A 23,532-nucleotide genomic window follows, 5' to 3' on the forward strand; every position below is an offset into this window, starting at 1 on the left:
GGGCGTTACTCCGCTTCGCTCCGTTCCCACAGGGTCAGGTGCCGGCAATATCCAGTACCACTTTGCCTTTGGCGGTGCGTGAGGTGAGCGCGGCCAGGGCCTGCTCGTATTCCTCGAACGGGAACACCTGGCTGATGCGCGGGTTGATCTTGCCCTGATTGAACAGCTGCATCAGTTCCATGATGTTCTGGATGTTGGTCTGTGGTTCCTTCTGGGTGAAGGCGCCCCAGAACACGCCGATGATGGAGCAGCCTTTCAGCAGCGCCAGGTTGGCGGGGATCTTGGGGATATCGCCAGCGGCGAAGCCGACGATCAGCAGGCGGCCGTTCCAGGCCATGTTGCGGATGGCCGCTTCGGTGAACTTGTCGCCCACCGGGTCGTAGATCACATCCACGCCTTTCGGGTAGCGCTGCTTGAGCGCCTCTTTCAGGTCTTCTTCGGCGTAGTTGATCAGGTCATCGGCGCCGGCCTCTTTGGCCACTGCCAGTTTCTCGGCGCTGCTGGCGGCGGCGATCACGGTGGCGCCCATGGCCTTGCCCAGCTCCACGGCCGCCAGGCCCACGCCGCCGCTGGCACCCAGCACCAGCAGGGTTTCCCCGGGCTGGATGTTGGCGCGCTGTTTGAGGGCGTGGTAGCTGGTGCCGTAGACCATGGAGAAGGCGGCGGCGGTGTGGTCATTCATGCCGTCCGGCACCGGGATCAGCTGATTTTCCGGCACCAGGATTTCCTCCGCGAAGGCGCCGTAGCCGGTCAGGCCCATGACCCGCTGGCCGGCTTTGAAACGCTGAACGCCTTCGCCAACAGCCAGCACTTCACCGGCCATTTCGCCGCCTGGTGAAAACGGCAGCTCCGGCTTGATCTGGTACTTGCCTTCAATGATCAGGGTGTCGGGGAAATTCAGCCCGGCGGCCTTTACCCGTACCTTTACCTGGCCTTTGCCCGGCTCGGGGGAAGGGATGTCGTCGATGACCAGCGTATTCGCCGGCCCCAGTTCCTTGCACAAAATCGCGCGCATGTGGTGCTCTCCCGGAAATCAGTTTTTTATGTGTAGGAGACGCTAACGTCGTTGGGGGGATTAGACAAATGCATGGGGTGGATGGGGGAGGATAAATAGCGGTAATGAGCTACAAGCTTCAAGCCTCAAGCTACAACGCGGTTGAAGTCGTGAGTGTTTCCAATGCTGTGCCCGCGCTTGGCGGTAAGGCGAGGGCACAGAGGTTCAAAACCCTGAACCCTGTCCCGCGCCTTGAAGCTTGTGGCTTGCGGCTCCCTTTACCGATGTCCGGTGAACTCCACCACCTGCTGGAAGGTGGGGCGGTTTTGCCAGTGGATGGCGGGGACCGTGGCCAGGCCGATGGCGCGGTGCTGGATCTGGTCCTGGCTTTCGTCCACGTTCCAGCTGTCCATGCTGGCGATGCCGCCCAGTTGCTCGATGGCCTGGTTGAGGCTGTCGGCCAGCGCGCTGCGGCAGGTGGCCAGGGCATCGCTGTCGGCGCAGCGCAGGGCCCGGTAGGGGCTGGCGCTGTTGCCCGCAGCCTGTTCCAGCACCCGTTCCAGATAGCCGTAGTAGCCATTGTTGTAGGCGGAGCCGCCGGCACCGGGTTTGTTGTCCCGGCCCATCAGGGACAGGTTGCGGCCATCCACGTCTTCCACCGCGGTGATCTGTGGCAGCAGGGTGTCGATCATCAGCGGGTACCAGGCATCCATCAGGGCCACGGCGGCTTCCTCGTCGTAGTTGCCGTCACCGTCCCGGTCCCGGCGCAGGGCACCATTGGTTACCCAGTCCTGCATCAGGCGGATGGCGCTGTCCTGATCGCCGGTGACCGGTGCGCTTGCCAGCAACGCCAGGGCGGCGGGGACGATTTCCTGGCCGCGCAGGTCCACGGTGGCGGCATCGCCCATGGCTTCCACCATGCGCGCGCGGGTCACGCTGCCTTCCTGCACCAGTTGCTGCAGGCGCACGTCGAGGATGTCGTTGCGGTGGGCGGAGCCATAGGGGGCATGGGCGTCGGCGGCCCACCAGTCCCGCGCCGGACGGTTATTCCAGCTGGCCAGGTAGCCACGCGGCGGGTTGCTCTCCTGGGGGTGGGCCTGTTGCGGAATAAAGCCGTTCCAGTCGTACTGGCCGTTACCCCAGCTGGGCAGTTCCGGGTGGATACCGTTGGCCCGTTGCGGGTAATCACCGGAGTGGAAAAAGGCGATGTCCCGGTCATCGATATAGAACCAGTTGAAGCTGCCGGTGGTGTTGTGGAACACATCGTAGAAGCTGTCTACGTCGTGCACGTCATTGCGGCTGGCCTGCAGGAACGGCAGGGCGGTATCCAGCTCGGCAAAGTAGGTGCTGCGCTGGCGGGTCACCGCCACGGGCAGGCCGGACACGGTGGCAAAGCCGATCACCGGGCCGTATTCCTCGGTGCGGATTACCCGGCGGGTGACCGCTTCGTTCTGACCCACCGCTTGCGGGTCGGTGGAAGAGGCCAGGTTCCAGCGGGCCACCCATTGCTCGTCGATCACATCGAAGGGCTGACACTGGCCGTTGACCTGGTAGCCGCCTTCACCGTGGGCCGGGGGCTCGGCCGGTTCACAGCGCTGCACTACCCGTACGTCGGTGAGGTCGGAGCTGCCGGAGGTGGCGCTCCAGGCGAAGTCCGGGCCGCGCCCGATGACCACATAGGGCAGGCCGGTGAAGGTCATGCCGCGGGTGTTGATATCGCCACCATGGACGGCCATTTCCAGCAGCAGCTGGGGTACAAAGTAGCTGGTCTGCGGGCCGAACACGGCCAGTGGTTGGCCGCTGGCGGAATGCTCCGCATTCAGCAGCAGGGCATTGGACATGACGCTGGGGAAGCCGTCGCGCAGCCCCTGGATACCGGTTTCGATGGCGGCGATGCGCTGCATGGCCTGTTGTTGCTGTTGCTCGGAGAGCGTCTCGTGACGAGTCCAGAGTGCGGGCAGCTGGCGGGTCAGGTTGGCCCACTGCTGTGACAGGGCCTGGCCGCCATCGTCCAGGAAGGACAGGGACAGGATGCCGCCGAGCAGATCGCCCACGGTATCCACCAGGCCGCCGACCACACCGGTGCCGGGCAGGGCCGGTACATTGCCCAGCGCTTCGGGACACTCGGGCTGGCCGGGGCGGCCGCAGGGTTCATGGCTGAGCGGGTCAAAGGTCTGGAAGGAGCCGGCATCGAACAACACCGCGCCGGGGAACTGGCCGGCCAGCTCGCCGCTGAGCGGGCAGATCTCCGGCAGGGTGGGGGGTGACTGGGTGGCGAAGGATGTGGTGGTGGTCACGGAGGATTCCGGATCGGTGCCGTGGCGCAGGTCCTTCCACAGGTCGCAGGCGATCTCCTTGCTGCCGGTCTGGGCTTCCAGGGCCTGCAACAGCAACACATTGTTGTGCTCGTTGCCGCCGCCGCCGGCGAAGATACCCTGGATCAGGGTGGCGATGGCGACCACGTCTTCAATCACGAAAGGTTCCAGTTGTACCCCCAGGGCCACATATTCCACCGGCACTTGCAGCAGCCCGCTGCGGGCGTCGGCCACGTACTGGTTGAGGCCGGCCACATAGTTGGTGGCGTCGTCGAAGACCTGGGCGCCGTCATCACCGAAACGGGCGATGGTGTTGGCGATCATGGTGGTGCGGTCCTCTTCCCGGTAGGGCGCATTGACGGCGATATCCTCATCGAAGGAGAAGTCCGCCGGTCCCAGAAAACGGGACAGCTCGCCACGCCCGGCGCGACGCAACACATCCAGCAGGAACAGGCGGTCGGCGGCGGTCACATAACCGACACCGAACAGGGCATCGCGGCGGGACTCACCGAAAATGTGCGGCACCCCGAAGTTGTCGCGTTTGATATCCACCTGATAGCCGGCGGCATCCAGTGTCTGTTCGCTTTCCCAGTTGCCCGCTTGCGGAGCCAGTAGTGGGGCCGCTTTGAAATAGTCGCCGAGCTGGTCATCGGTCAGCCCGGGTTCGCTGCGCACCAGGGCATCGTAGAGACCCAGCTGATCGTCGAAGTGAGGCTCCTTGCTGAGGGCCGGCACCAGCCCGGTTTCCGCCACCAGGTCGTCGAACAGGGTGCTGAGCAGATCCCCGAGACCGGGAATGTCTGCGCTCAGATTGGCAACGCCGCCGATGTCATCCTGACCCGGGGGCAGGATGTTGAGTACCGTGCCGTAATCCGCAAAGGGAGCGGTGACATTGGAGGGGCGCGGTTCCGGGCCTGTCGGCACTTCCGGTGTTGGCGGATTGCTGGGTGTGGGGGTGTTGCTGACAGGTGCCGGGTTGCTGGAGCCTCCGCCGCCGCAGGCGGCAAGCAGGCTGGTGCTCAGCAAGGCACTGAGTAACAGGCCGGGTTTCATGATGCTCTCCTCGGGACATTATTGTTTTGGTCGGCGAACACTGTTCGCACTAACGTCCCAAGATTGGCATTCCCGCGAGTATGAAAGGAGCCCCGGCAACAAAACAGCAAGAAAAGCCTACCGGCGACTAATCATGTATCGGTGTGTAAAGGAGGGAGGGGCATTGCTGTAGGAGTGTCGCTGGCGGCGCGAACCGGAACGCAGTGCATAAACCCAAAACCTGAAGATCTGTATTTACCACAGAGGGCACAGAGATCACTGAGGAAAAACAGGGTTTTCTCTGTGTGCTCTGTGCCCTCTGTGGTGAAAAGGCTTTTGATCTTGGGTTCGGCTATCGCGCCGCGAGCGACGCTCCTACGGAGAGGGGGGTCAGATATTCTTTTCGATGTGCGCCAGCACGTTGGCCAGGCGGTCGACCAGAATCTTGTTGATGCTCTTTTCCAGTACCCGGCCCAGCTCGTCGCTGACTACTGCGTCGGCCAGTGGACGGATGCGGGTGATGAAGTCGGCCAACTTGGGCACGTCTTCGCCTTCCGGCAGGGCTTCGTCACCGTACTTCTCGTCCACCAGGTGGTGGATGATCATGCCGATGAAACGCTCGGCCAGCTTGTCCACTTCCTCGCGGACCAGGGTCACGTGGGTGAGCACCGCGTCCAGGGGCACGCCCGCTTCGCTGAGTTCCTTGCCGGCGTTGTAGATGCGCGGGTAGGGAATGCGCAGGCGCATGCCCTCGGGAATGATGTAGCCCAGCTTCACGGCCTTGGTCATCACTTCCGGTGTGATGTCTTCGCCGAAGTCATCCAGCAGTTCCTGATAGTCCAGGTAGGACGGTACGCTGGGGGTCTGCCAGGAGGTGACCGCCACTTCCAGGCCGAGAATATCGTTGAGCTCGCGGCCCTGTTCCCAGGCGCTGAGCAGGTCGCGGATATTATTCAGGGTGTAGCCGCGCTCCAGCAGAGCGCCGATGATTTTCAGGCGCGCCAGATGCACATCGGTATAGATACCGGTGCGGCCGCGTTTTTCCGGTGGCGGCAGAATGCCGCGGTCCTGGTAGGCACGCACATTACGCACCGTGGAGCCGGCCTCGCGGGCCAGTTCGTCGATGGTAAATTCCTTGTGGTTGCCGGCTTCGGCCTGAAGCGCGCCTGTCACAGGCTGGGTGTATTTCTTCAGGCTGCGAAGGATTGCGGCGGGATTGCGGTCACTGGTTTTCATGCCCGCGATGATAGCCCGCTTTTTGCACAGGCGCCACAGCCCACAGTCGTTGCAGGTTGGTGATTTAAGACATAAACGTGACGGTGGTCACTTGCGCAGAGGCTGCAATGCAAGAGCAGGGGCAAGGGAAGCGATGTCTGGCATCGCTTCCCATAAAAACAATCGGGCTCAGGGGGTAATGTCCACCAGAGCCAGATTGCGGGCCAGGGACGGGGTGAAGCGTCCCAGCCATTGCATGCCCCGCGCCTCCGGGCTTACCGGCACCACCGCGCGGTTTTTCTCCACCGCCTCGACGATGGCCTGGGCCACCCGGTCCGGAGTAAAGGCGCGGCGTTGATAGAAGGTGTGCGCGTGCTGGCGGCGCCGTTCCTGTTCCTCGTTGTCCACGCCCACAAAACGGGTATTGCGGGTGATGGGGGTATCGATGATGCCCGGGCAGATGGCGCTGACGCCGATGCCGTGGTCGCCCAGTTCGGCGCGCAGGCATTCGCTGAACATCAGCACCGCACTCTTGCTGGTGGCATAGGCAGGCAACATGCGCGAGGGCATAAAGGCGGCGGCGGAGGCCACGTTGACGATATGCCCGGCACGGCCCTGGTCGATCATCTGGCGGGCGAACAGGCGGCAGCCATGAATGACGCCCCACAGGTTCACGCCCAGCACCTGCTGCCAATCCTTCACGCTGGTATCCAGCAGCGAGCCGGACAGGCCGATGCCGGCGTTGTTGACGACGATATCCGGTGCGCCCAGTTCCTTTTCCACCCAGGTCGCCAGGGCTTCCATGGAGCGGGTGCTGCTCACGTCGCACTTGCGGCTGAGCGCATCACCGCCTTCGGCGGTGATGGTGCGGGCGGTGGCAGCAGCGGCCTCGGTGTTGATATCGGTGCATACCACCAGGGCGCCGCGACGGGCGAAGGCCAGGGCGGTTTCCCGGCCAATGCCGGAGCCGGCGCCGGTAATCACCACCCGCTTGCCGCTGTCCGGGCCTTTTATCTGGTTGGCGCTGACTTCACTGCGTTGCAGCGGGCCGGAGGCGGGGGTGCCGTCGATGTGCTGAATAAATTCACGAATCCAGTCGGCGGTTACGTCCGGGTGTTGCAGCAGGGGGCCCCAATGGCCGCAATCCAGCTCCCGACGCCACAACCGGTCGGTCCACTGCGCCAGGTCTTCCAGCATGGCCGGGCGCACATAGTTGTCCTGGCGGGCGACAATCAGTTGTACCGGCACTTTGGTGTGTCGCTCGCGGGGCTTGAGCAGGCAGGGCAGCATGTTGGCCCGGTACAATTCGATGCCGTGGGTGCCGTCCTGGAGCTGGGTGGCACTGGGTTCACTGTCCAGGTTTTCGGTGCGGCGCAGCACTTTCGGCCAGGCCTTGGCCAGGCCGGCTTTCCACAGGGCCGGGGCCAGTACCGGTAATTGAAACGCGCCGATGTACCAGGAGTGGGACAGCTGGTTCAGCACAACGCCGATTTTCTGTTCACGTAGCCGGGCCTTCATCCACTGGCCCACGTGGTCCAGGCAGGGGCCGGACAGGGTGGTGTAGGAGGCGATACGGTTTTCGGCATCCGGGTCGGTCACCGATTCCCAGGTCTGGATGGAGCCCCAGTCGTGGCCCACCAGGTGTACCTTGTCGTTCGGGCTGACGGCGTCCATGACGGCATGCAGATCGTCGCGCAGTTCACGCAACTTGTAGGCGGCACGACCTTGCGGCACGGAAGAATTACCGGCGCCGCGTACGTCATAGGCGACCACTTTGAAATCCCGGCTCAGTCTCTCGGCCACCTTTTCCCAGACGTGATTGGCGTCCGGGTAGCCGTGCACCAGGATCACCGTGGGGCTCTTGTCCGCACTCCAGGTGCGTACGGCCAGATCCACGCCATCACGGCTTACCGTTGTATCGCGCCACTGCACCATCAGGCTGCTTCCTCTTGTTTGTCGTTATTGCTGTTGTCGAGCAGGTGGGCCGGGGTGGCGGTCAGCCAGCGCGGGCCCTGGTCGTCCATGAGCAGAAATTCACTGCTGGCGACACTGTGTTGGCCATCGCTCAGGGTCAGTTGCCACTGCCATAGACCCGCTATCAGCGGGGCTTCGTCGATGCGGTTGCCCTCTGGCAGGGTGCCGGTAAGTGGCACCAGCCGGTAATGCTGGCGCAGGCCGGGGAACTGGCTGGCCAACTGCTGCGGGGTTTCACCCTGATGGAGAGTGCGCGGCAGTTGCTCGCGGATGTCACGCAGCCGCGCGTGCAACGGTGCCAGCACGGAGGCCGGGCCGCTGAGGCTGGCTTTGGCGACATAGCCGTTCTGCACCGCATCGCAACGCAGTATATAGCTCATACCGATCCGGTAGCGGCGCTTTCCCGGTCTGTTCAGGCCAAAGCGACGGCGTGTTGGCTGGCCGGCAAAACGCACCCTGGGCGGGCGGGCCGGATCAAACAGTTGATGGGCGCGCAGCCAGTCGCGGATAAGCAGCTCACAATCCTGTTCGCTCATGCCCGGTTGCAGGGATGCGGCGATAATCTGCAGGCATTTGTCGGCCTGCTCCCGGTTGTGGAGATAAGGGGCCAGAGCCTGGGAAGCCGGGGTCCAGAATGCGCTCATTAACGCCTCCGCCATGTTGTTATGGAATGGAGTCCGATAATTACAGTGGACAATGTCACGGTCAACCGGTGCGATTGGCATTCCCTTGCCGGTAATACCTCCCCAGGGTCAATGCGGCGTGACAATTGCGGTACAGAGCGTTCGCGTGATCTTCACAATTTCCCGGGCCTCCCTTGTTAAGGTGTGCGTCTGAATATGCTTCACACATAGCGGTTGACCCGGCAAAGGCCGGCACTAAGGAGATGAGTGTGCGCCATCAAGCCCAGTCGTTGCGGGGCCTGACAGCCCTGCTTTCCCTGTTGTTAGTGATGCTGACGACAGCATTGCCCGCCCAGGAGGCGCCTTCTTCGGGCCAGGATTATGCAGAGCTGGCGACGCTGCTGGAGAATGATGCCACTCGCCAGCAGCTGATCGATCAGCTGCGCGGTCTGCAGGCTGCAGCCAACCCTGCCCCACTGGGGCTGGAGAGTGAGGTTCCGGTCAGCGACATTGCTGCCCAGTCTCCCAGCGGGCAAACCGCCGAACAGGTATCCCTGGCCCGCCGCATGGCGGCGGCCACCGGCAATCTGGCCGGTGACATGGGGCGCCAGTTCACGGCATTGAGTGGTCTGGTTGGCGGCTGGTTCGTCAGTGATGACAGTGCCGTAGAAGCGGCTGCCACCACTTCGGTGGACATGAAAGCGGTCACCGCTGCGTTGTTGAATCTGGCCATTCTGGTGGTGATCACCTTTGCCGTGTTCTGGGTGCTACGAATGCTGGCGGGTTCCGCCTCTGGCCGGCTCAGCAACTGGGCCCGGGGCGGTTCGGAAAAGCTGGCCATTCTGCGCACCACGGTGGCCGTGGCGGTCGCCGCGCTGCTGGATATCATCGTGGTGGCGCTGGCCTACCTGGGCGGTACCTTCGTGGCGCCGGTGCTGACCGAGCAGCTGGGGGCGGATGCCACCCGGCTGGCCCTGTTCCTGAATGCCTTCCTGATCGTGGAGCTGGCCAAGGCCGGTCTGCGCATGTTCTTTTCCTCCCAGTACGAGGGTCTGCGGATGCTGCCGGTGGCGGCGGAGCAGGCGCGCTACTGCAACCGGTTTCTGGCCCGGGAAGCGGGATTGATCGGCTACGGCATGCTGGTGTTGGTACCGGTGCTCAACTTCAACCTGTCTCCGGCCGTTGGCAGTGGGGCTGGTACCCTGATCATGCTGGTGGCGCTGGCCTATGCCGCCATCGTGATTGTCCGCAAGCGGCAGGTGCTGCGTGAGGCTCTGACTGAGCGTGCCAATGCCAGTTACGGCCCCCTGCGTCTGTCGCTGCTGTTGCTGGCGCGCATCTGGCACTGGTTGGCTCTGGCCTATGCGCTGCTGGTGTTTGCGGTCACCGTGCTGCACCCGGAAACGGCGTTGCCCTATGTGGCACTGGCGACACTGGAGACCCTGATTTATGTGGGTGTCGGGCTGCTGGTGTCGGTGGCGCTGGGACAGCTGATCGGCAAGGAAATCCAGCTATCCGACCGTCTCAATGCCAGCATGCCGCGGCTGCAGGCCCGGGTGAACACCTATGTGCCCACCGGCTTGAAAGTGATCCGCGCACTGATCCTGATCCTGGTGGTGGTACTGTCGCTGGATGCCTGGGAGTTCTATGACCTGGCCGCCTGGTATGCCACTACGGCGGGTGCGCAGACGGTTTCCGCACTGATCGATATCCTGATTATCCTGGCGCTGGCGGCCCTGGTGTGGGTGCTGCTGGCGAGCCTGGTGGAGCACAAGTTCAGCCCACGCGAGGACAGCACTCCTGCCGAGGCAGCCCGCGGCGAGACACTGCTGGGGCTGTTCCATACCACCATGGCCATTACCATCATCATCATGACGACGATGATCGTGCTGTCCGAGATCGGTATCGAGATCGGTCCGTTGATTGCCGGCGCCGGTGTGCTGGGTCTGGCCATTGGTTTTGGTGCCCAGAAGCTGGTTCAGGACGTGATCACCGGGATCTTCATTCAACTGGAGAATGCCATGAACACCGGCGATTTCGTCAGCGTGGGTGGCAATTCCGGTACCGTGGACCGGGTGGGGATCCGCTCGGTGGCCCTGCGGGATCTGTACGGCACCTACCACATCGTGCCGTTCTCCTCGGTGGATGCGGTGTCCAACTTCACCCGTGAATTTGGTAACCATGTGGGCGAATACGGCATCGCCTACAGAGAGAGCATCGATGATGCCATCGTTCAGTTGGAAGCCGCATTCGAAGAACTCAAGGAAGGGGCCCACAAGGACAATATCCTGGCGCCGATGACGGTTGCCGGGGTTACTGCCCTGGCAGACAGCTCGGTGAATATCCGTGTGGTGATCAAGACCACGCCGGGGAACCAGTGGGCCGTGGGTCGTGCCTTCAATCGTCTGGTGAAGATGTACTTCGACAAGGCCGGCATCGAGATCCCGTTCCCCCATACCACCCTGTACTTCGGCGAAGACCGGGACGGCAAGGCACCGGCGGGCAACATCCGCCTGGCCGACGAGCGGGTGGTGTCTACTCAGGATGGCAACGAGGGGTAAGACAGGCGCCTGCCACGGCAGGCGTTGTTGAACATCATTTTTTCACCACAGAGGGCGCAGAGCACGGAGGAAAACCTTTCCTCTGTGCTCTGCGCCCTTTTTGATGATGCTGCCTTTGAATCCCGGAACGTTGCCATTGATTGCGTAGGGTGCACTGAGCTTAAGGCGAACTGCACCAATCCGGCGTTTGCAATGTTGCGGGGCGTTTGCGGCCAAAAAAAAGGGCCGGCATAAATGCCGACCCTGGAGTCACCGGAAAAGGGAGAGCTCGGTGATGGAAAGCGTCAGGCGGCCTCCTCCTTGAGGAGGTCGCCCAGCAAGGCGTCAAAGTTCTTCAATTGTTCGCTGTTGTCGTGATCCCAGGGGTGGAAACCGGGCTTAAACCAGTCGAACCAGGGTTTGGTGATATTGCGGAAAATACCCTTCTTGCCCCAGGTATGCTTCGCCACTGCGCGCCAGCCTTTCAGGTCGGTCAGGCCACCCTTGATACGCACGTTGTGCACGTAGAAGGGAATCATCAGGGCAAAGAAGATGCCGGTGGCGGCCACCAGGGTGCCGCTGCGCAGGGCATAGGCGCCCAGGTTGCTGTCGTCGCCGATGGCTACCTGGTACACGTCGAAGGCCACTGCCTTGTGTTCCGTTTCTTCCAGGGCATGCCAGTTCCAGATGGCCTTGTAGCCGTCGTCGGCCCCTTCCAGGATTTCCGGCAGATCCAGCAGGCCGCCACCGAGGATGGCGGTCAGGTGTTCCAGCGCCACCGTGGCGGCCAACTGGAAGGATTGCGGGGAATAGTCCTGCACGGCTTTCAGCAGGCGGGCCACGAAGGCTTCCTGGGCGTACAGGGGAATACCTGCCTGGGCCACGAAATCGTTGTACTCTTCGTGCTCACGACCGTGCATGGCTTCCTGGCCGATAAAGGCAGTCACGGCCTTTTTCAGCTCGGGATCCGTGATCTGGTCACGGTAATTGCGTACGCTGTCGATGAAAAAGCGTTCCCCCACCGGGAAAAACAGGCTCATGGTGTTCATGAACTGGCTGACATTCAGACCGTCCCGGTGCCAGGTCAGGGCCTTGGCCGGGTTCAGGTTGAATTTCAGATTGCGGCGGATGGGAAGAATCGAGATCGCCATGGTGCGTACCTCCGTAACTGTTACATCATTCGATGATACAATTGCTGTGTCACACAGCAAGTTTTTTCCACCGGGAAATGAAAAAAATGGCTCATGATAAACAGGAAGTTGCCAATCGTTTACTGGATGGCCTGATTGACCACCTGCTGGCCACACTGTCGCCGGGGCAGCTGGACGGGCTGATCGAGCAGGAGCTGGATTACGCGTTGGATGTGGCCACCCGCTACACCCTGAACGACTGGGTCAGCGCCGAGCAGATCCGCATTACCGCCCAGAAATATGCGGCGGAAATGGACATCAGTGGGGCCATCCCCGAGCTGGTCGGTGACATGGTGGAGCAGTTCTACGACCACGGTATCCAGAGTGACCGCCTCATCGGTGATGTGGTGGACGAGGATGTGGTCATGGCCCTGCTCGACAAGGTGCTGGAGATTCCCCTGTCCCGTCAGAGCATGGCCTGGTTGGGTCGTAACCCGGTGCTGCTGGCGTTGCTGGCCGGTGGCGCCCAGCTGGGGCTGAAAACCCTGCTGCACCAGGGTTTGCCGCCAGCGCTGCACGAGCAGCTGCGCAAGCGCCTGCCGGCCCGCTGGCTGGGCAGCCTGGAAGTGCGTTTGCAGGAGTGGTTGATCAAGCGCACTGAACAACTGCTCAGTGACCCCTGGCTGTACCGGGATGAAAACCTGGACGAGTTGCGTGAGCTGGTGCTGGTGGCCTGGCAGGAATTCTCACTGCGCCCGGTTGCCGAGCTGCGCGAACTGATCAGCAGCGAGGATATCCAGGAATTGTTCGTGATCGGTTTCGAGTACTGGCGCGATCTGCGTCATACCGACTACTTCATCGCCATGCTGGAGTCCGGGGTCAACGCCTTCTTCGACAAGTACGGCGACACCACCCTGATGGACCTGCTGGACGAATTGGGCGTCACCCGCGAACTGATGCTCGACGACGCCCGCCGCTTCCTGCCCCCGGTTATGGAAAAACTGCGCGCCGAAGGTCTGCTTGAGGCGTGGCTGCGCAGACATCTGGAGGGGTATTTTCAGCGGCCGGAGACGCTCGAACTTCTTTAGTGAACAGTTAACAGTGAATAGTTAACAGTGAATAGTTAACAGCCACGCGATCAGCGTTGGGCTGTATCTGAAACGCAAGAGGCCGCGCCCAGAATATGGGCGCGGCCTCTTGTGTTTCAGACCCCACGGCGAGATCGCCGCGCGCTGTTAACTGTTCACTATTAACTGTTAACTATCCAACGCCTTCCTATACGCCTGCGTATGCAGCAACTCCACCAGCTCTTTCTCCGGCACCGGGCGGCTGATCAAAAAGCCCTGGATGCTGTCGCAGTGCATGTCGCGCAGGATGCTCAGGTGGGCTTCGGTTTCCACCCCTTCGGCGACTACGTTCATCTGCAGGCTGTGGGCCATGTCGATGATGGCGCGGGTGATGGCAGCGTCGTCCGGGCTCTTGTCCAGATCCATGATGAAGGAACGGTCGATCTTCAGGGTATCCACCGGGAAACGCTTCAGGTAACTCAGTGAGGAATAGCCGGTGCCGAAGTCGTCCAGGGCCAGCTCGATGCCACGGGTACGCAGCTGCTGAAGCAGTTCGATGTTCTGCTCCATGTCTTCCATGATCAGGCTTTCGGTGAGCTCCAGTTCCAGCAGGTGGGCGGGCAACTCTGTGCTTTCCAGTACCCGGTCGACGATCTCGGCCACATTGCCCTTGCGGAACTGGTGCGCCGACAGGTTCACCGATACACAGATATTGCCCAGCCCCTGTTTGTACCACTGATGGGCCTGGCGGCATGAACGTTCCAGCACCAGCTCGCCAATGGCGGAGATCAGCCCGGTTTCCTCGGCCAGGGGTATGAAATCCGCCGGCGGCAGCAGGCCCATAGTCGGGTGCTGCCAGCGTACCAGCGCTTCTACTGAGGTAATGCGGTTGCTGGCCAGATCCATCTTCGGCTGGTAATAGACGACGAATTCGTTCTTGAAGATGGCCTTGCGCAGGCTGGTTTCCAGGGCCAGCTGTTCCACCGAGGCCACGCGCATGTTGCTGCGGTAGAACTGGAAGTTGTTACCGCCGCTGCGCTTGGCCTGGTACACCGCCATGTCTGCCTGATTGATCATGCTCTGGGCTTCCTTGGCGGTGTCCGGGAACACACTGATGCCAACGCTGGCGCCTAGCAGCAGTTCGTGGCCATCAATCATGAAGGGCTTCTTCATGGCATTGATCAGCTTCTGGCAATGCTGGCTGATGGCCCCTTCGCCGCCGTGGTTTTCCAGCAGCAAGGTGAATTCGTCACCGCCCACCCGGGCGAGATTTTCTTCGCCACCGGCGTGCTGGCCCATGCGCTCGGCGGCGGCCTTGAGCAGACGGTCACCGATTTCATGGCCCAGGGATTCGTTGATTGGTTTGAAGCGGTCCAGGTCGATCATCAGCAGCGCCACCTTTTCCCGGTTCAGTCGTGCCAGGGTCAGGGACTTGTGCAGGTGTTCGCGGAACTGGGTGCGGTTGGCCAGGCCGGTGAGGCGATCGTAATTGGAAAGGAACTGTAGCTGCTGTTCCGTTTCCTTGCGGGTTGTCAGGTCGGACATCATGCCGACAAAGCGGATCACCTTTTTGTGTTCGTCGCGAACCGCACTGACCTGAAGCCATTCCGGGAAGGGCTCGCCATTCCGGCGGGTCTCGTTGATTTCCCCTTCCCAAAAACCGTTCTCTTTCAGGGCGGCGGTAATCATCTTGTAGGTGTCGCGGTTGGCGGCGGTTTCCTGATGATCCAGCACCTGCTTGCCCAGCACCATGGATTCGCTGTAACCGGTAATCTGTTCGAAGCGCGCATTCACCGCCAGGAAACGGAACTTGTGGTCGAGGATGAAGATGCCTTCCGGGGCGTTGTCGAAGACGGTGGCGGCCAGCCTGAGCTGCTCCTGGCTCTGGCGGTCTTCAGTGATATCCCGGCGGGTGCCGATCATGCGCAGGGCGCGGCCCTGATCAGACCATGTCACCACCCGGCCCTCGTCCTCGATCCAGCGCCAGCTGCCATCCGCATGGCGCAGCCGATACACCGCATGGTAACGGTCATCCTGGCCTTTGAAGTGGGACACCATGGCGCGGCGGATGCGGGTCAGGTCTTCCGGGTGAACCAGGGTTTCCAGATCGCCAAAGAAGTTCTTGAAGTAGGCGCCGTCGTAGCCCAGCAGGCGGTCGAAGTTGGTGTGGTAGTTGCGACCGGTATCCAGCATCCAGTCCCACAGGCCGATATTGCTGGCTTCCAGCGCCAGTTCCAGCCGTTCACCGGTGGCCGCCAGGGCCTGGTTGGTTTCGCCCAGGGCCCGGGTGCGCTCCTGCACCATGGATTCCAGTCGCTCGTTGGTTTCCTGCAGGCGCTGGCGGGCTTCCTTGCGTTCGTAGATTTCCTGGGCCAGCTTCTCGTTGAGTGCTTCCGCGTCGCTGCGAGCCCGGTTCAGATAGTCGATCAGCGAGCGGTTGCTGGCCTGCAGCATCATGGCCTGGTGGCCGGTCTGATTGATGCGTCGGGCGGCGAACAGGAAGAACAGCGCCAACAGGAACATCAGCAGCATCAGCGACAGCTGGCCATGGGCCTGGGTTTCCGAGAGCCGCAGCATGCCGGGACCGAGCAGCATCAGCAGATATAGAAAAACGGTGGGGAAGTGACTGCTATAGGCGGCCAGGGCCATGGTGCTCAGGCCCAGTCCCAGGCAGGCAATGGTTAGCTGGGCGGCCAGCATGTCGCTGGCAAACAGGGTATCCAGTGGATTGAACAGGTAACCGGCCGCGCCCAGGATTAGCGGGGTGCTCAGGGCGATGGCAGAAAGAATGCGACGGCAATGGGGGGTGGCCAGGTCGTCGCGCAGACGCCGATGGCAGAGGGGCAGGGCGATCATCTTGCCGACCTGAACGGCAGCCACCAGGCCCAGCCAGATCAGCAGGTGCTGGCGGGGAATGGGTGTGCTCCAGTAGGCCCATACCAGTGTGACGGCACTGGCGATTTCCAGCAGCATCAGTACCGCAATGCCACTGAGTAACAGTTGGCACTGTTCAGTGACCACGCCATTGAACGGCGGAGCGGTTCGGGTTTGCGGAGACTGCGAAGACACCTTGATTATTATCCTCTGGCTTTTAGCCGAGTGTTTTTCTTTGTCAGTTTACCTATCGGCGATGCCAAGGGAAACCGCCATCTCACTATCGATAGTGGCGTATTGCCATGTCACAGGGATTCCTCTGGCCGGGTTCAGTATGCAGGCATCGCGCCAGCGGACATTCTGCTAAACTCCCGCGCCATGGATGACGTAACTTCCCTTATTGATGGCCTGAACCCGGCCCAGCGCGATGCGGTGGCTGCCGATGACCGACATTTATTGGTGCTGGCCGGTGCCGGCTCGGGCAAGACCCGGGTGCTGGTGCACCGCATCGCCTGGCAGATCGCCACCGAGCAGGCCTCGCCGTTCGGTATTCTGGCGGTGACCTTTACCAACAAGGCCGCTGCCGAAATGCGCGGGCGTATCGAGCAGCTGCTGGACATGTCCGCCGACGGCATGTGGGTGGGCACCTTCCACGGCATTGCCCATCGCCTGCTGCGCGCCCACTGGCAGGAAGCGGGCCTGCCCCAGGGGTTCCAGATCATCGATGCGGATGACCAGATTCGTCTGATCAAGCGGGTGATCAAGGAACTGGGGCTGGACGAGCAGCGCTGGCCGGCCCGTCAGGCCACCTGGTTTATCAACGGTCAGAAGGATGAAGGCCTGCGTGCCAAGCACATGGACGCCAATGGCGACCTGTTCGTGCAGACCATGCAGAAGATCTACTTCGGCTACGAAGAAGCCTGCGAGCGCAGTGGCCTGGTGGATTTCAACGAAATGCTGCTGCGGGTGCTGGAGCTGTTCCGCGATAACGATGGCCTGCGTGGCCATTATCAGCGCCGCTTCCGGCACATTCTGGTGGACGAGTTCCAGGATACCAACAGCATCCAGTACGCCTGGCTGCGGTTGCTGGCCAACGACGATAACGCCGTGACCATCGTCGGTGATGATGATCAGTCCATCTACGGCTGGCGCGGTGCCAAGATCGAGAACATCCACAAGTTCAGCCGCGATTTCCCGGATACCCGCACCATTCGCCTGGAGCAGAACTACCGCTCCACCGGCACCATCCTGAAAGCCGCCAACGCCGTGATCGGTAACAATGCCGACCGGCTCGGCAAGGAACTGTGGACCGAGGGCAGCGACGGCGACCCGATTCGCCTCTATGCCGGTTTCAATGAAGTGGACGAAGCCCGCTTTATTGCCGGGCGGGTGGAGAAGCTGTTTCAGGAAGGCACCGCACGGCGGGAAATGGCGGTGCTGTACCGCTCCAACGCCCAGTCCCGGGTACTGGAAGAAGCCTTTTTGCAGGCCGGCATTCCCTACCGCATTTACGGTGGTCAGCGCTTCTTCGAGCGTGCCGAGATCAAGAATGCCCTGGCCTACCTGCGTCTGCTCAGCCATCGCGATGCGGACGCGGCCTTCGAACGGGTGGTGAATACGCCCACCCGGGGCATCGGCAACAAGACCCTGGAAAGCCTGCGCGAGCTGGCGCGTCAGCGTGGCGTGTCCCTGTGGGCGGCGGCCCAGGCGCTGATCAGTGAGCAGTTACTTACCGCTCGTGCCACCAATGCCCTGGCGGTGTTCCTGAACCTGGTGGTGCAGCTGGAGCAGCAGTGCGACGGCCTGTCGCTGGCGGAAACCACCGAACACGTGATCGAAGCCAGCGGCCTGGTGGATTTCCATGGCAAGGAAAAAGGCGAAAAGGGCCAGCAGCGTCTGGAAAACCTGCGCGAACTGGTCTCTGCCACCCGGGAATTCGGTGACGAGGATGAAGACTCCGAACTGGACAGCCTCACCGCCTTTCTGGACCACGCCGCTCTGGAATCCGGCGAGGGCCAGGCCGACGCCCACGAGGACGCGGTGCAGATGATGACCCTGCACTCCGCCAAGGGCCTGGAGTTCCCGGCGGTGTTCATCTGTGGCATGGAGGAAGGTCTGTTCCCCCACCAGATGTCCAGCCAGGAGCCGGGCCGCATGGCCGAAGAGCGGCGTCTTTGCTACGTGGGCCTGACCCGCGCCATGCGCGAGTTGTACCTGACCCATGCGGAAAGCCGTCGTCTGTACGGCAATGAAAACCACAATCCGCCCAGTCGCTTCCTGCGCGAGATCCCCGCCGAGTTTCTGGAAGAAATCCGCGCCCGGGCCGGCTTCAGCCGGCCGGTGGGCGGCGCGTCGCGGCCGATTCGGGAAACCGAGTCCAATGGCATCAACCTGGGCGCGCGGGTATTGCACCCGAAATTCGGCGAAGGCACCGTATTGCACTTCGAAGGCCAGGGCCCCAACGCCCGGCTGCAGATCAATTTTGACGGCGCCGGCACCAAGTGGCTGGTCAGCCAGTACGCCCGGCTGGAAGTGATATAACGCCGAATGCCTGAGGCAGGACGCTACACCAGCGTCCTGCCTCAGGCATCCGGCGAGAAAAATAACCCGAAAGCGGCAGTGTGCTGCCGCCCTTTATCGGAGGAACTACCTTGGATCGTCGTAAATTTGTTTCCGCCCTGGGTCTGGGGTTGGGTGGCCTGGCGCTGGCCGGCTGCGAACAGAAAGATTGCCCGCCCGTGGACGGTCAGGCTGCCGCCGGCACGCAGCCGGAAAAGAAAAAGCCCGAACAGCAGACCTACGAATGGAAAATGGTCACCACTTGGCCGAAGAACTATCCCGGCCTGGGGGCTGGCGCCAACCGCTTTGCCAAGCGGGTGGAAGAGATGTCTGCCGGGCGTATCAAGATCAAGGTCTATGGCGCCAAGGAACTGGTGCCGGCCTTTGAAGTGTTCGATGCGGTGCGCCAGGGCAGCGCCGAGATGGGTCATGGGGCCGCCTACTACTGGAAAGGCAAGCACCCGGCCACGCCGTTCTTTACCGCCGTCCCCTTCGGGCTTACGGCCCAGGAAATGAATGGCTGGTTGCACCATGGTGGCGGTCAGAAACTGTGGGACGATCTCTACGCTCAGTTCAATCTCAAGCCGTTTGCCTGTGGCAACACCGGCACCCAGATGGCGGGTTGGTTCAACAAGGAAATCAACAGCGTGGAGGACCTGAAGGGTCTGAAGATGCGTATGCCGGGCCTCGCCGGAGAGGTGCTGGGCAAGGTGGGTGCCACGCCAGTGCAGTTGCCGGGTGCCGAGGTGTTCACCTCCATGCAGACCGGTGCCATTGATGCGGCGGACTGGGTCGGCCCCTACAACGATCTGACCTTTGGCCTGCACCGGGTCGCCGAGTACTACTATTACCCGGGTTGGCAGGAGCCGGGCCCGACTCTGGAACTGACCATCAACAAGACGGTATGGGACAGCTTGCCGGCGGACCTGCAGGCGATCATCCGTTACGCCGCCCAGTCGGAAAACCAGGACATGCTCGACGAGTACACCGCCCAGAACAACGCGGCCCTCCAGGAGCTGGTCAACAAGCACGGGGTGAAACTGCGCCGGTTGCCCGATGATGTCCTCAAGGCACTGAAGGAGGCCAGCGACGAGGTGATCGAAGCGCTTGTGGCCGACAACAGCGAAGCGCGCAAGGTGTACGAGTCCTACCGCAGGTTCCGCGACGAATCCGTGGAATACATGGCGGTGGCCGAGCAGTCGTATATGAACGTGCGGAGTGAGTTAGCCAAGGGTTGAGCGGAGACTGCTCTAGAGAAAACCGAACCCCAGCCGTAGGAGCGTCGCTGGCGGCGCGATAAAAGACCAGGATCAAAAGCCATTTCACCACAGAGGGCACAGAGCACACAGAGAAAAACCTTTCTTTTCCTCAGTGATCTCTGTGCCCTCTGTGGTAAATACCGCTTTTCAGGTTTTGGGCTATCGCGCCGCCAGCGACGCTCCTACGGCGGCAGGCCTTGGTCAATCCCTTGGCACCGCCCGGGTCCGCCCGGTGTCATCAATCGCGACAAAGGTGAAATGCCCTTCGGTCACTTTCGACAGGGTGCCGGTGTCTTCGCGGATCCACACTTCCACCAGAATCTGCATGGAGCTGCGGCCCACATCCTGCAACTGGGTGTAGCAGCTGACTACAGCGCCCACCGGCACCGGGCGCAGGAAGGCCATGGAATCAATCGCCACGGTGGCCACCCGGCCACGGGCTTTCTTGCGGGCGGTGACAGCACCGGCCAGGTCCATCTGCGATACCAGCCAGCCACCAAAGATATCGCCATTCCAGTTGGCGCTCTGCGGCATGGCGATGGTCTGAATGGCCAGGGTGCCGATGGGCTGGGGCATGTCGTCGGTGTTATCGGTCATGTTTGTTATCCGTAATATTTTGAGCCGGTTTGGAGTCTATACACAGCCGCGCCGAAATTCATTTACCCGTACAGTTGATCAGGAAGCCAGGTGGCCAGTTCCGGGAACAGCGCCAGTATACCCAGCATCAGCAGCTGGATAATGATAAAAGGTATCACGCCCTGGTAAATCTGCGCGGTTTTTACCTCTGGCGGCGCTACGCCGCGCAGGTAAAACAGGGCAAACCCGAAGGGTGGGGTCAGAAAACTGGTTTGCAAGTTCAGGGCGATCATTACCCCCAGCCAGATCGGGTCCAGACCCATGGCCAGCAGTACCGGGCCGACAATGGGCACCACCACAAAGGTAATCTCGATAAAGTCGAGGATAAAGCCGAGCAGAAAGATCAGCAGCATCACCAGCAGGGTGGCGCCGATCACCCCACCGGGCAGGCTCTCGAACAGGGCATGGACCGCTTCCTCGCCACCGAAACCGCGAAACACCAGGGAAAACAGGCTGGCGCCGATCAGGATCATGAACACCATGGCGGTGACCCGGCTGGTGGCGCGCACCACCTGGCCGAGAATCTGTCCGTTCAGGTGCCGGTTGCCGGCCGCCAGCAACAGCGAACCAAACGCGCCCACGCCGGCGGCTTCGGTGGGGGTGGCCTTGCCGGTGAGAATGGAGCCCAGCACCGCCGCAATCAGCAGCAGCGGCGGAATCAGGCCGCCCAGCAGGGGGCGCCAGCCGCGCGGCTCGCCATCATTGGTCTGAAACGCGGGTGCCCACTGCGGTTTCAGCAGGCTGATGGCTACCACATACAAGAGATACAGGCCCACCAGAATCAGGCCGGGAATCAGCGCCCCGACAAACAGATCGCCCACGGACACCGTGTCCAGGGACCACAGCCCCTGCTTGAGCTGGGCTTCCTGATAGGCGTTGGCCAACACATCGCCAAGCAGCACCAGCGCAATGGAAGGGGGGATGATCTGCCCCAGGGTGCCGGTGGCACAGATCAGCCCGGTGGACAGCTGCGGCTGGTAGCCCTGACGCAGCATGGTGGGCAGCGACAGTAGCCCCATGGTCACCACGGTGGCGCCGACGATGCCGGTGCTGGCGGCCAGTAGCGCCCCTACCAGAATGATGGCCACGCCCATGCCGCCGGGCAGGCCGCCGAACAGCTGGCCCATGCTGGCCAGCAGCTTTTCCGCCACCCGGGATTTCTCCAGCATCACCCCCATGAACACGAACAGTGGCACCGCCATCAGGGTGGTGTTGTCGATGATGCCGAACAGCCGGTTGGGCACAAAGGTCAGGTCCGCCGGGCTGAACGTGCCGGTCACCATGCCGGCGGCGGCGAACAACAGGGCGGTGCCGCCCAGTACAAAGGCCACCGGGTAGCCGCTGAGCAGCACCAGGCAGACCACCACAAACATGAGCAGGGGAACCCATTCCATCACAGGCCCTCCCCGGGATGGTCCTGGGGCGCTGGCGGTACTGCCCCCAGCAGAGTCAGGCTGTGGCGCAACAGCTCCGCCAGAGCCTGCACGGTGAGCAGGGCGGGCAGGATCAGCAGCAGGGTTTTCAGCAAATAGACAAAAGGCAGGCCGCCATTGGCGGAGGTTTCCTGCTCACGCCAGCTACTGATCACATAGTCCAGCGACAGCCAGAAAATGGCCGCACACACCGGCAACAGCAGGAACAGGGTGCCCAGCAGATTGACCCAGGCCCGGCCCCGGGGGCTGAAGCGCTGGTAGAGCACATCCACGCGCACATGCTCGTCCTCGGCCAGGGTATAGGCAATTGCCAGCATAAAGAGGCTGCCGTGCAGATAGGTGAGCGATTCCTGAAGGGCGATATTGCCGATGCCGAAGCCATAACGCAGCACCACCACCAGCACCGTGCCCAGTACCAGCAGCAGGGCCAGCCAGGCGCTGCTGCGGCCCACCAGGGTGGTAAAACCGGCCAGACGTTGCTGCCAGCGTAATAGTTGTTGTGTCATAAAAACCTGTGCCCCGGGAGACTGGCTCCGGTGCCATCTGTGATACGGATGCATCCCGCGAAAACCCGCATTATACGGGGGCTGCCGGCTAGAACCAGAGTATCGGGCGGGATTGCCGGTAAAACTGACAGATCACAGGGGCGCAATGATCCTGTAATGTTGCTGTCATAAACCCTCTCTAGCATGCGCTGTGCTGAAACATGAACTGGTTTGCAAAGATTGCAAGAACAAAACCGGGGTGGGGTCAAACCTGACAAGCGCCGGTGCCATGTAACTAGGAGGCTTAACCGTGAACTTCAAGATGAAAGCAACTCTGGCAGGTGCCGCCGCTGCACTGGCCATGGCCAGCGTACCGGGTACTGCCATGGCGCGTGACACTATCTCCATCGTGGGTTCCTCCACGGTATATCCGTTCGCCACCGTGGTGGCCGAGCGTTTCGGTCGTACCGGCAACGCCACCCCGAAAATCGAATCCACCGGTTCCGGCGGCGGCATGAAGCTGTTCTGCCAGGGCGTTGGTACCCAGCACCCGGACATCACCAATGCGTCACGTCGCATGAAGAAGTCCGAGTTCGAGCTGTGCCAGAGCAATGGCGTGAAAGACATCACCGAAGTGAAGGTCGGCTACGATGGCATCGTTATCGCCAACTCCGTGAAGGGCGAGCACATCGATCTGTCCCTGCGTGACATCTTCCTGGCCCTGGCCAAGGATGTACCGAACCCGGATGGCAGCGAAGAGCTGGTTGCCAACCCTTACAAGACCTGGAAAGACGTGAACCCGGCGCTGCCCAACACCGAAATCGAAGTACTCGGTCCGCCGCCGACTTCCGGTACCCGTGATGCCTTCAACGAGCTGGCCATCGAGGGTGGTTGCAAGACCTTCCCCTGGCTGAAGGCCATCAAGAGCGAAGACAAGTCCAAGTACAAGGCCATCTGCCGCAGCGTTCGTGAAGACGGTGTTTATGTGGAAGCCGGTGAAAACGACAACCTGATCGTGCAGAAACTGGAAAAGAACCCGGCCGCCTACGGTGTGTTCGGTTACTCCTTCCTGGATCAGAACCGCGGTGTGGTACAGGCTGCCAACGTGGATGGTGTTGAGCCGACCTTCGAAGCCATCGGCTCCGGCGACTACCCGGTATCCCGCTCCCTGTTCTTCTACGTGAAGAAAGCCCACGTGGGTGTGGTACCCGGTATCGAAGGCTACGTGAAAGAGTTCACCAGCGAGAAAGCCTGGGGCGACCAGGGTTACCTGGGCGAGAAAGGCCTGATCCCGCTGGGTGATGACCTGCGCAAGAGCATGGCCAAGCAGGCCCGCAGCCTGAAGTCCATGACTGGCGAAGAGTTGTAAGGGAATAACAAAAAGCATGGATGCTTT

General features: G+C 61.7%; 15 protein-coding genes. 5 read left to right on the forward strand and 10 right to left on the reverse strand.

All coding sequences use genetic code 11. The features are described from left to right. Positions 1 to 34 precede the first annotated feature (34 nt). The 5 genes from ACMG4N_RS03050 to ACMG4N_RS03070 form a co-directional block, all read right to left on the reverse strand. Positions 35 to 1,015, reverse strand: coding sequence for an NADPH:quinone oxidoreductase family protein (locus ACMG4N_RS03050; RefSeq protein WP_297767813.1), 981 nt, complete (start codon positions 1,013 to 1,015; stop codon positions 35 to 37). Positions 1,016 to 1,272: 257 nt separating this feature from the next. Next, the gene (locus tag ACMG4N_RS03055) at positions 1,273 to 4,362 is read right to left on the reverse strand and encodes a penicillin acylase family protein (protein ID WP_297767816.1); all 3,090 of its coding nucleotides are present in this window, start codon (positions 4,360 to 4,362) and stop codon (positions 1,273 to 1,275) included. 369 nt (positions 4,363 to 4,731) lie between these two features. After that, the gene (locus tag ACMG4N_RS03060; protein ID WP_414432889.1) at positions 4,732 to 5,577 is read right to left on the reverse strand and encodes a MerR family transcriptional regulator; all 846 of its coding nucleotides are present in this window, start codon (positions 5,575 to 5,577) and stop codon (positions 4,732 to 4,734) included. Between the two features lie 168 nt (positions 5,578 to 5,745). Further along, entirely contained in the window at positions 5,746 to 7,491 is a 1,746-nt protein-coding gene (locus ACMG4N_RS03065; RefSeq protein ID WP_297767822.1) for an SDR family oxidoreductase, read from the reverse strand. Beyond that, complete coding sequence (locus tag ACMG4N_RS03070) at positions 7,491 to 8,174, reverse strand: hypothetical protein (protein ID WP_297767826.1); 684 nt, start codon at positions 8,172 to 8,174, stop codon at positions 7,491 to 7,493. The genes ACMG4N_RS03065 and ACMG4N_RS03070 overlap by 1 nt, the downstream gene beginning before the upstream one ends. 242 nt (positions 8,175 to 8,416) lie before the next feature. Between ACMG4N_RS03070 and ACMG4N_RS03075 the strand changes: the two genes are divergently transcribed. Beyond that, positions 8,417 to 10,714: a mechanosensitive ion channel domain-containing protein gene (locus ACMG4N_RS03075; RefSeq protein ID WP_297767828.1), complete on the forward strand. Its 2,298-nt coding sequence runs from the start codon at positions 8,417 to 8,419 to the stop codon at positions 10,712 to 10,714. A 284-nt stretch (positions 10,715 to 10,998) separates the two neighbouring features. On the opposite strand, the gene ACMG4N_RS03080 is transcribed toward ACMG4N_RS03075, so the two are convergent. After that, positions 10,999 to 11,844 carry a metal-dependent hydrolase gene (locus tag ACMG4N_RS03080; RefSeq protein WP_297767831.1) on the reverse strand — a complete coding sequence of 282 codons (846 nt, stop codon included), beginning with the start codon at positions 11,842 to 11,844 and terminating at the stop codon, positions 10,999 to 11,001. An 86-nt stretch (positions 11,845 to 11,930) separates the two neighbouring features. Here ACMG4N_RS03080 and ACMG4N_RS03085 point away from each other — a divergent pair, with 86 nt between their 5' ends. Then, entirely contained in the window at positions 11,931 to 12,911 is a 981-nt protein-coding gene (locus tag ACMG4N_RS03085) for a hypothetical protein (protein ID WP_035245589.1), read from the forward strand. A gap of 168 nt (positions 12,912 to 13,079) precedes the next feature. Here the strand turns inward: ACMG4N_RS03085 and ACMG4N_RS03090 are convergent, their stop codons facing one another. Continuing rightward, positions 13,080 to 15,959: a GGDEF domain-containing phosphodiesterase gene (locus tag ACMG4N_RS03090; RefSeq protein ID WP_297767835.1), complete on the reverse strand. Its 2,880-nt coding sequence runs from the start codon at positions 15,957 to 15,959 to the stop codon at positions 13,080 to 13,082. A gap of 183 nt (positions 15,960 to 16,142) precedes the next feature. On the opposite strand from ACMG4N_RS03090, the gene uvrD reads away from it, so the two are divergent. Further along, a complete protein-coding gene (uvrD, locus tag ACMG4N_RS03095; protein ID WP_273009167.1) occupies positions 16,143 to 18,305 on the forward strand; it encodes a DNA helicase II in 2,163 nt (720 codons plus the stop codon). Between the two features lie 110 nt (positions 18,306 to 18,415). Further along, positions 18,416 to 19,561: a TRAP transporter substrate-binding protein gene (locus ACMG4N_RS03100; RefSeq protein WP_273009165.1), complete on the forward strand. Its 1,146-nt coding sequence runs from the start codon at positions 18,416 to 18,418 to the stop codon at positions 19,559 to 19,561. Positions 19,562 to 19,783: 222 nt separating this feature from the next. On the opposite strand, the gene ACMG4N_RS03105 is transcribed toward ACMG4N_RS03100, so the two are convergent. The 3 genes from ACMG4N_RS03105 to ACMG4N_RS03115 all read right to left on the reverse strand — a co-directional run bounded on the left by ACMG4N_RS03105 (position 19,784) and on the right by ACMG4N_RS03115 (position 22,157). Beyond that, positions 19,784 to 20,179 carry an acyl-CoA thioesterase gene (locus tag ACMG4N_RS03105; protein ID WP_035249705.1) on the reverse strand — a complete coding sequence of 132 codons (396 nt, stop codon included), beginning with the start codon at positions 20,177 to 20,179 and terminating at the stop codon, positions 19,784 to 19,786. Positions 20,180 to 20,241: 62 nt separating this feature from the next. Then, entirely contained in the window at positions 20,242 to 21,612 is a 1,371-nt protein-coding gene (locus tag ACMG4N_RS03110; RefSeq protein ID WP_297767844.1) for a TRAP transporter large permease, read from the reverse strand. Continuing rightward, positions 21,612 to 22,157, reverse strand: a complete 546-nt coding sequence (locus ACMG4N_RS03115) for a TRAP transporter small permease subunit (protein WP_297767847.1) — start codon at positions 22,155 to 22,157, stop codon at positions 21,612 to 21,614. The genes ACMG4N_RS03110 and ACMG4N_RS03115 overlap by 1 nt, the downstream gene beginning before the upstream one ends. Before the next feature lie 301 nt (positions 22,158 to 22,458). Here ACMG4N_RS03115 and ACMG4N_RS03120 point away from each other — a divergent pair, with 301 nt between their 5' ends. Then, positions 22,459 to 23,505: a substrate-binding domain-containing protein gene (locus tag ACMG4N_RS03120; RefSeq protein ID WP_035249897.1), complete on the forward strand. Its 1,047-nt coding sequence runs from the start codon at positions 22,459 to 22,461 to the stop codon at positions 23,503 to 23,505. The last annotated feature ends 27 nt before the right edge of the window (positions 23,506 to 23,532 follow it).

The organism is Alcanivorax sp. IL2, from assembly GCF_047495475.1.
GTDB lineage: Bacteria > Pseudomonadota > Gammaproteobacteria > Pseudomonadales > Alcanivoracaceae > Alcanivorax.

Coding starts and splice junctions, on each gene's coding strand:
- ACMG4N_RS03105 (WP_035249705.1), bottom strand. CDS start 20,179: ATGACCGATAACACCGACGACATGCCCCAGCCCATCGGCACCCTGGCC.
- ACMG4N_RS03050 (WP_297767813.1), bottom strand. CDS start 1,015: ATGCGCGCGATTTTGTGCAAGGAACTGGGGCCGGCGAATACGCTGGTC.
- uvrD (WP_273009167.1), top strand. CDS start 16,143: ATGGATGACGTAACTTCCCTTATTGATGGCCTGAACCCGGCCCAGCGC.
- ACMG4N_RS03085 (WP_035245589.1), top strand. CDS start 11,931: ATGGCTCATGATAAACAGGAAGTTGCCAATCGTTTACTGGATGGCCTG.
- ACMG4N_RS03075 (WP_297767828.1), top strand. CDS start 8,417: ATGAGTGTGCGCCATCAAGCCCAGTCGTTGCGGGGCCTGACAGCCCTG.
- ACMG4N_RS03055 (WP_297767816.1), bottom strand. CDS start 4,362: ATGAAACCCGGCCTGTTACTCAGTGCCTTGCTGAGCACCAGCCTGCTT.
- ACMG4N_RS03110 (WP_297767844.1), bottom strand. CDS start 21,612: ATGGAATGGGTTCCCCTGCTCATGTTTGTGGTGGTCTGCCTGGTGCTG.
- ACMG4N_RS03115 (WP_297767847.1), bottom strand. CDS start 22,157: ATGACACAACAACTATTACGCTGGCAGCAACGTCTGGCCGGTTTTACC.
- ACMG4N_RS03070 (WP_297767826.1), bottom strand. CDS start 8,174: ATGAGCGCATTCTGGACCCCGGCTTCCCAGGCTCTGGCCCCTTATCTC.
- ACMG4N_RS03060 (WP_414432889.1), bottom strand. CDS start 5,577: ATGAAAACCAGTGACCGCAATCCCGCCGCAATCCTTCGCAGCCTGAAG.
- ACMG4N_RS03080 (WP_297767831.1), bottom strand. CDS start 11,844: ATGGCGATCTCGATTCTTCCCATCCGCCGCAATCTGAAATTCAACCTG.
- ACMG4N_RS03065 (WP_297767822.1), bottom strand. CDS start 7,491: ATGGTGCAGTGGCGCGATACAACGGTAAGCCGTGATGGCGTGGATCTG.
- ACMG4N_RS03120 (WP_035249897.1), top strand. CDS start 22,459: ATGAAAGCAACTCTGGCAGGTGCCGCCGCTGCACTGGCCATGGCCAGC.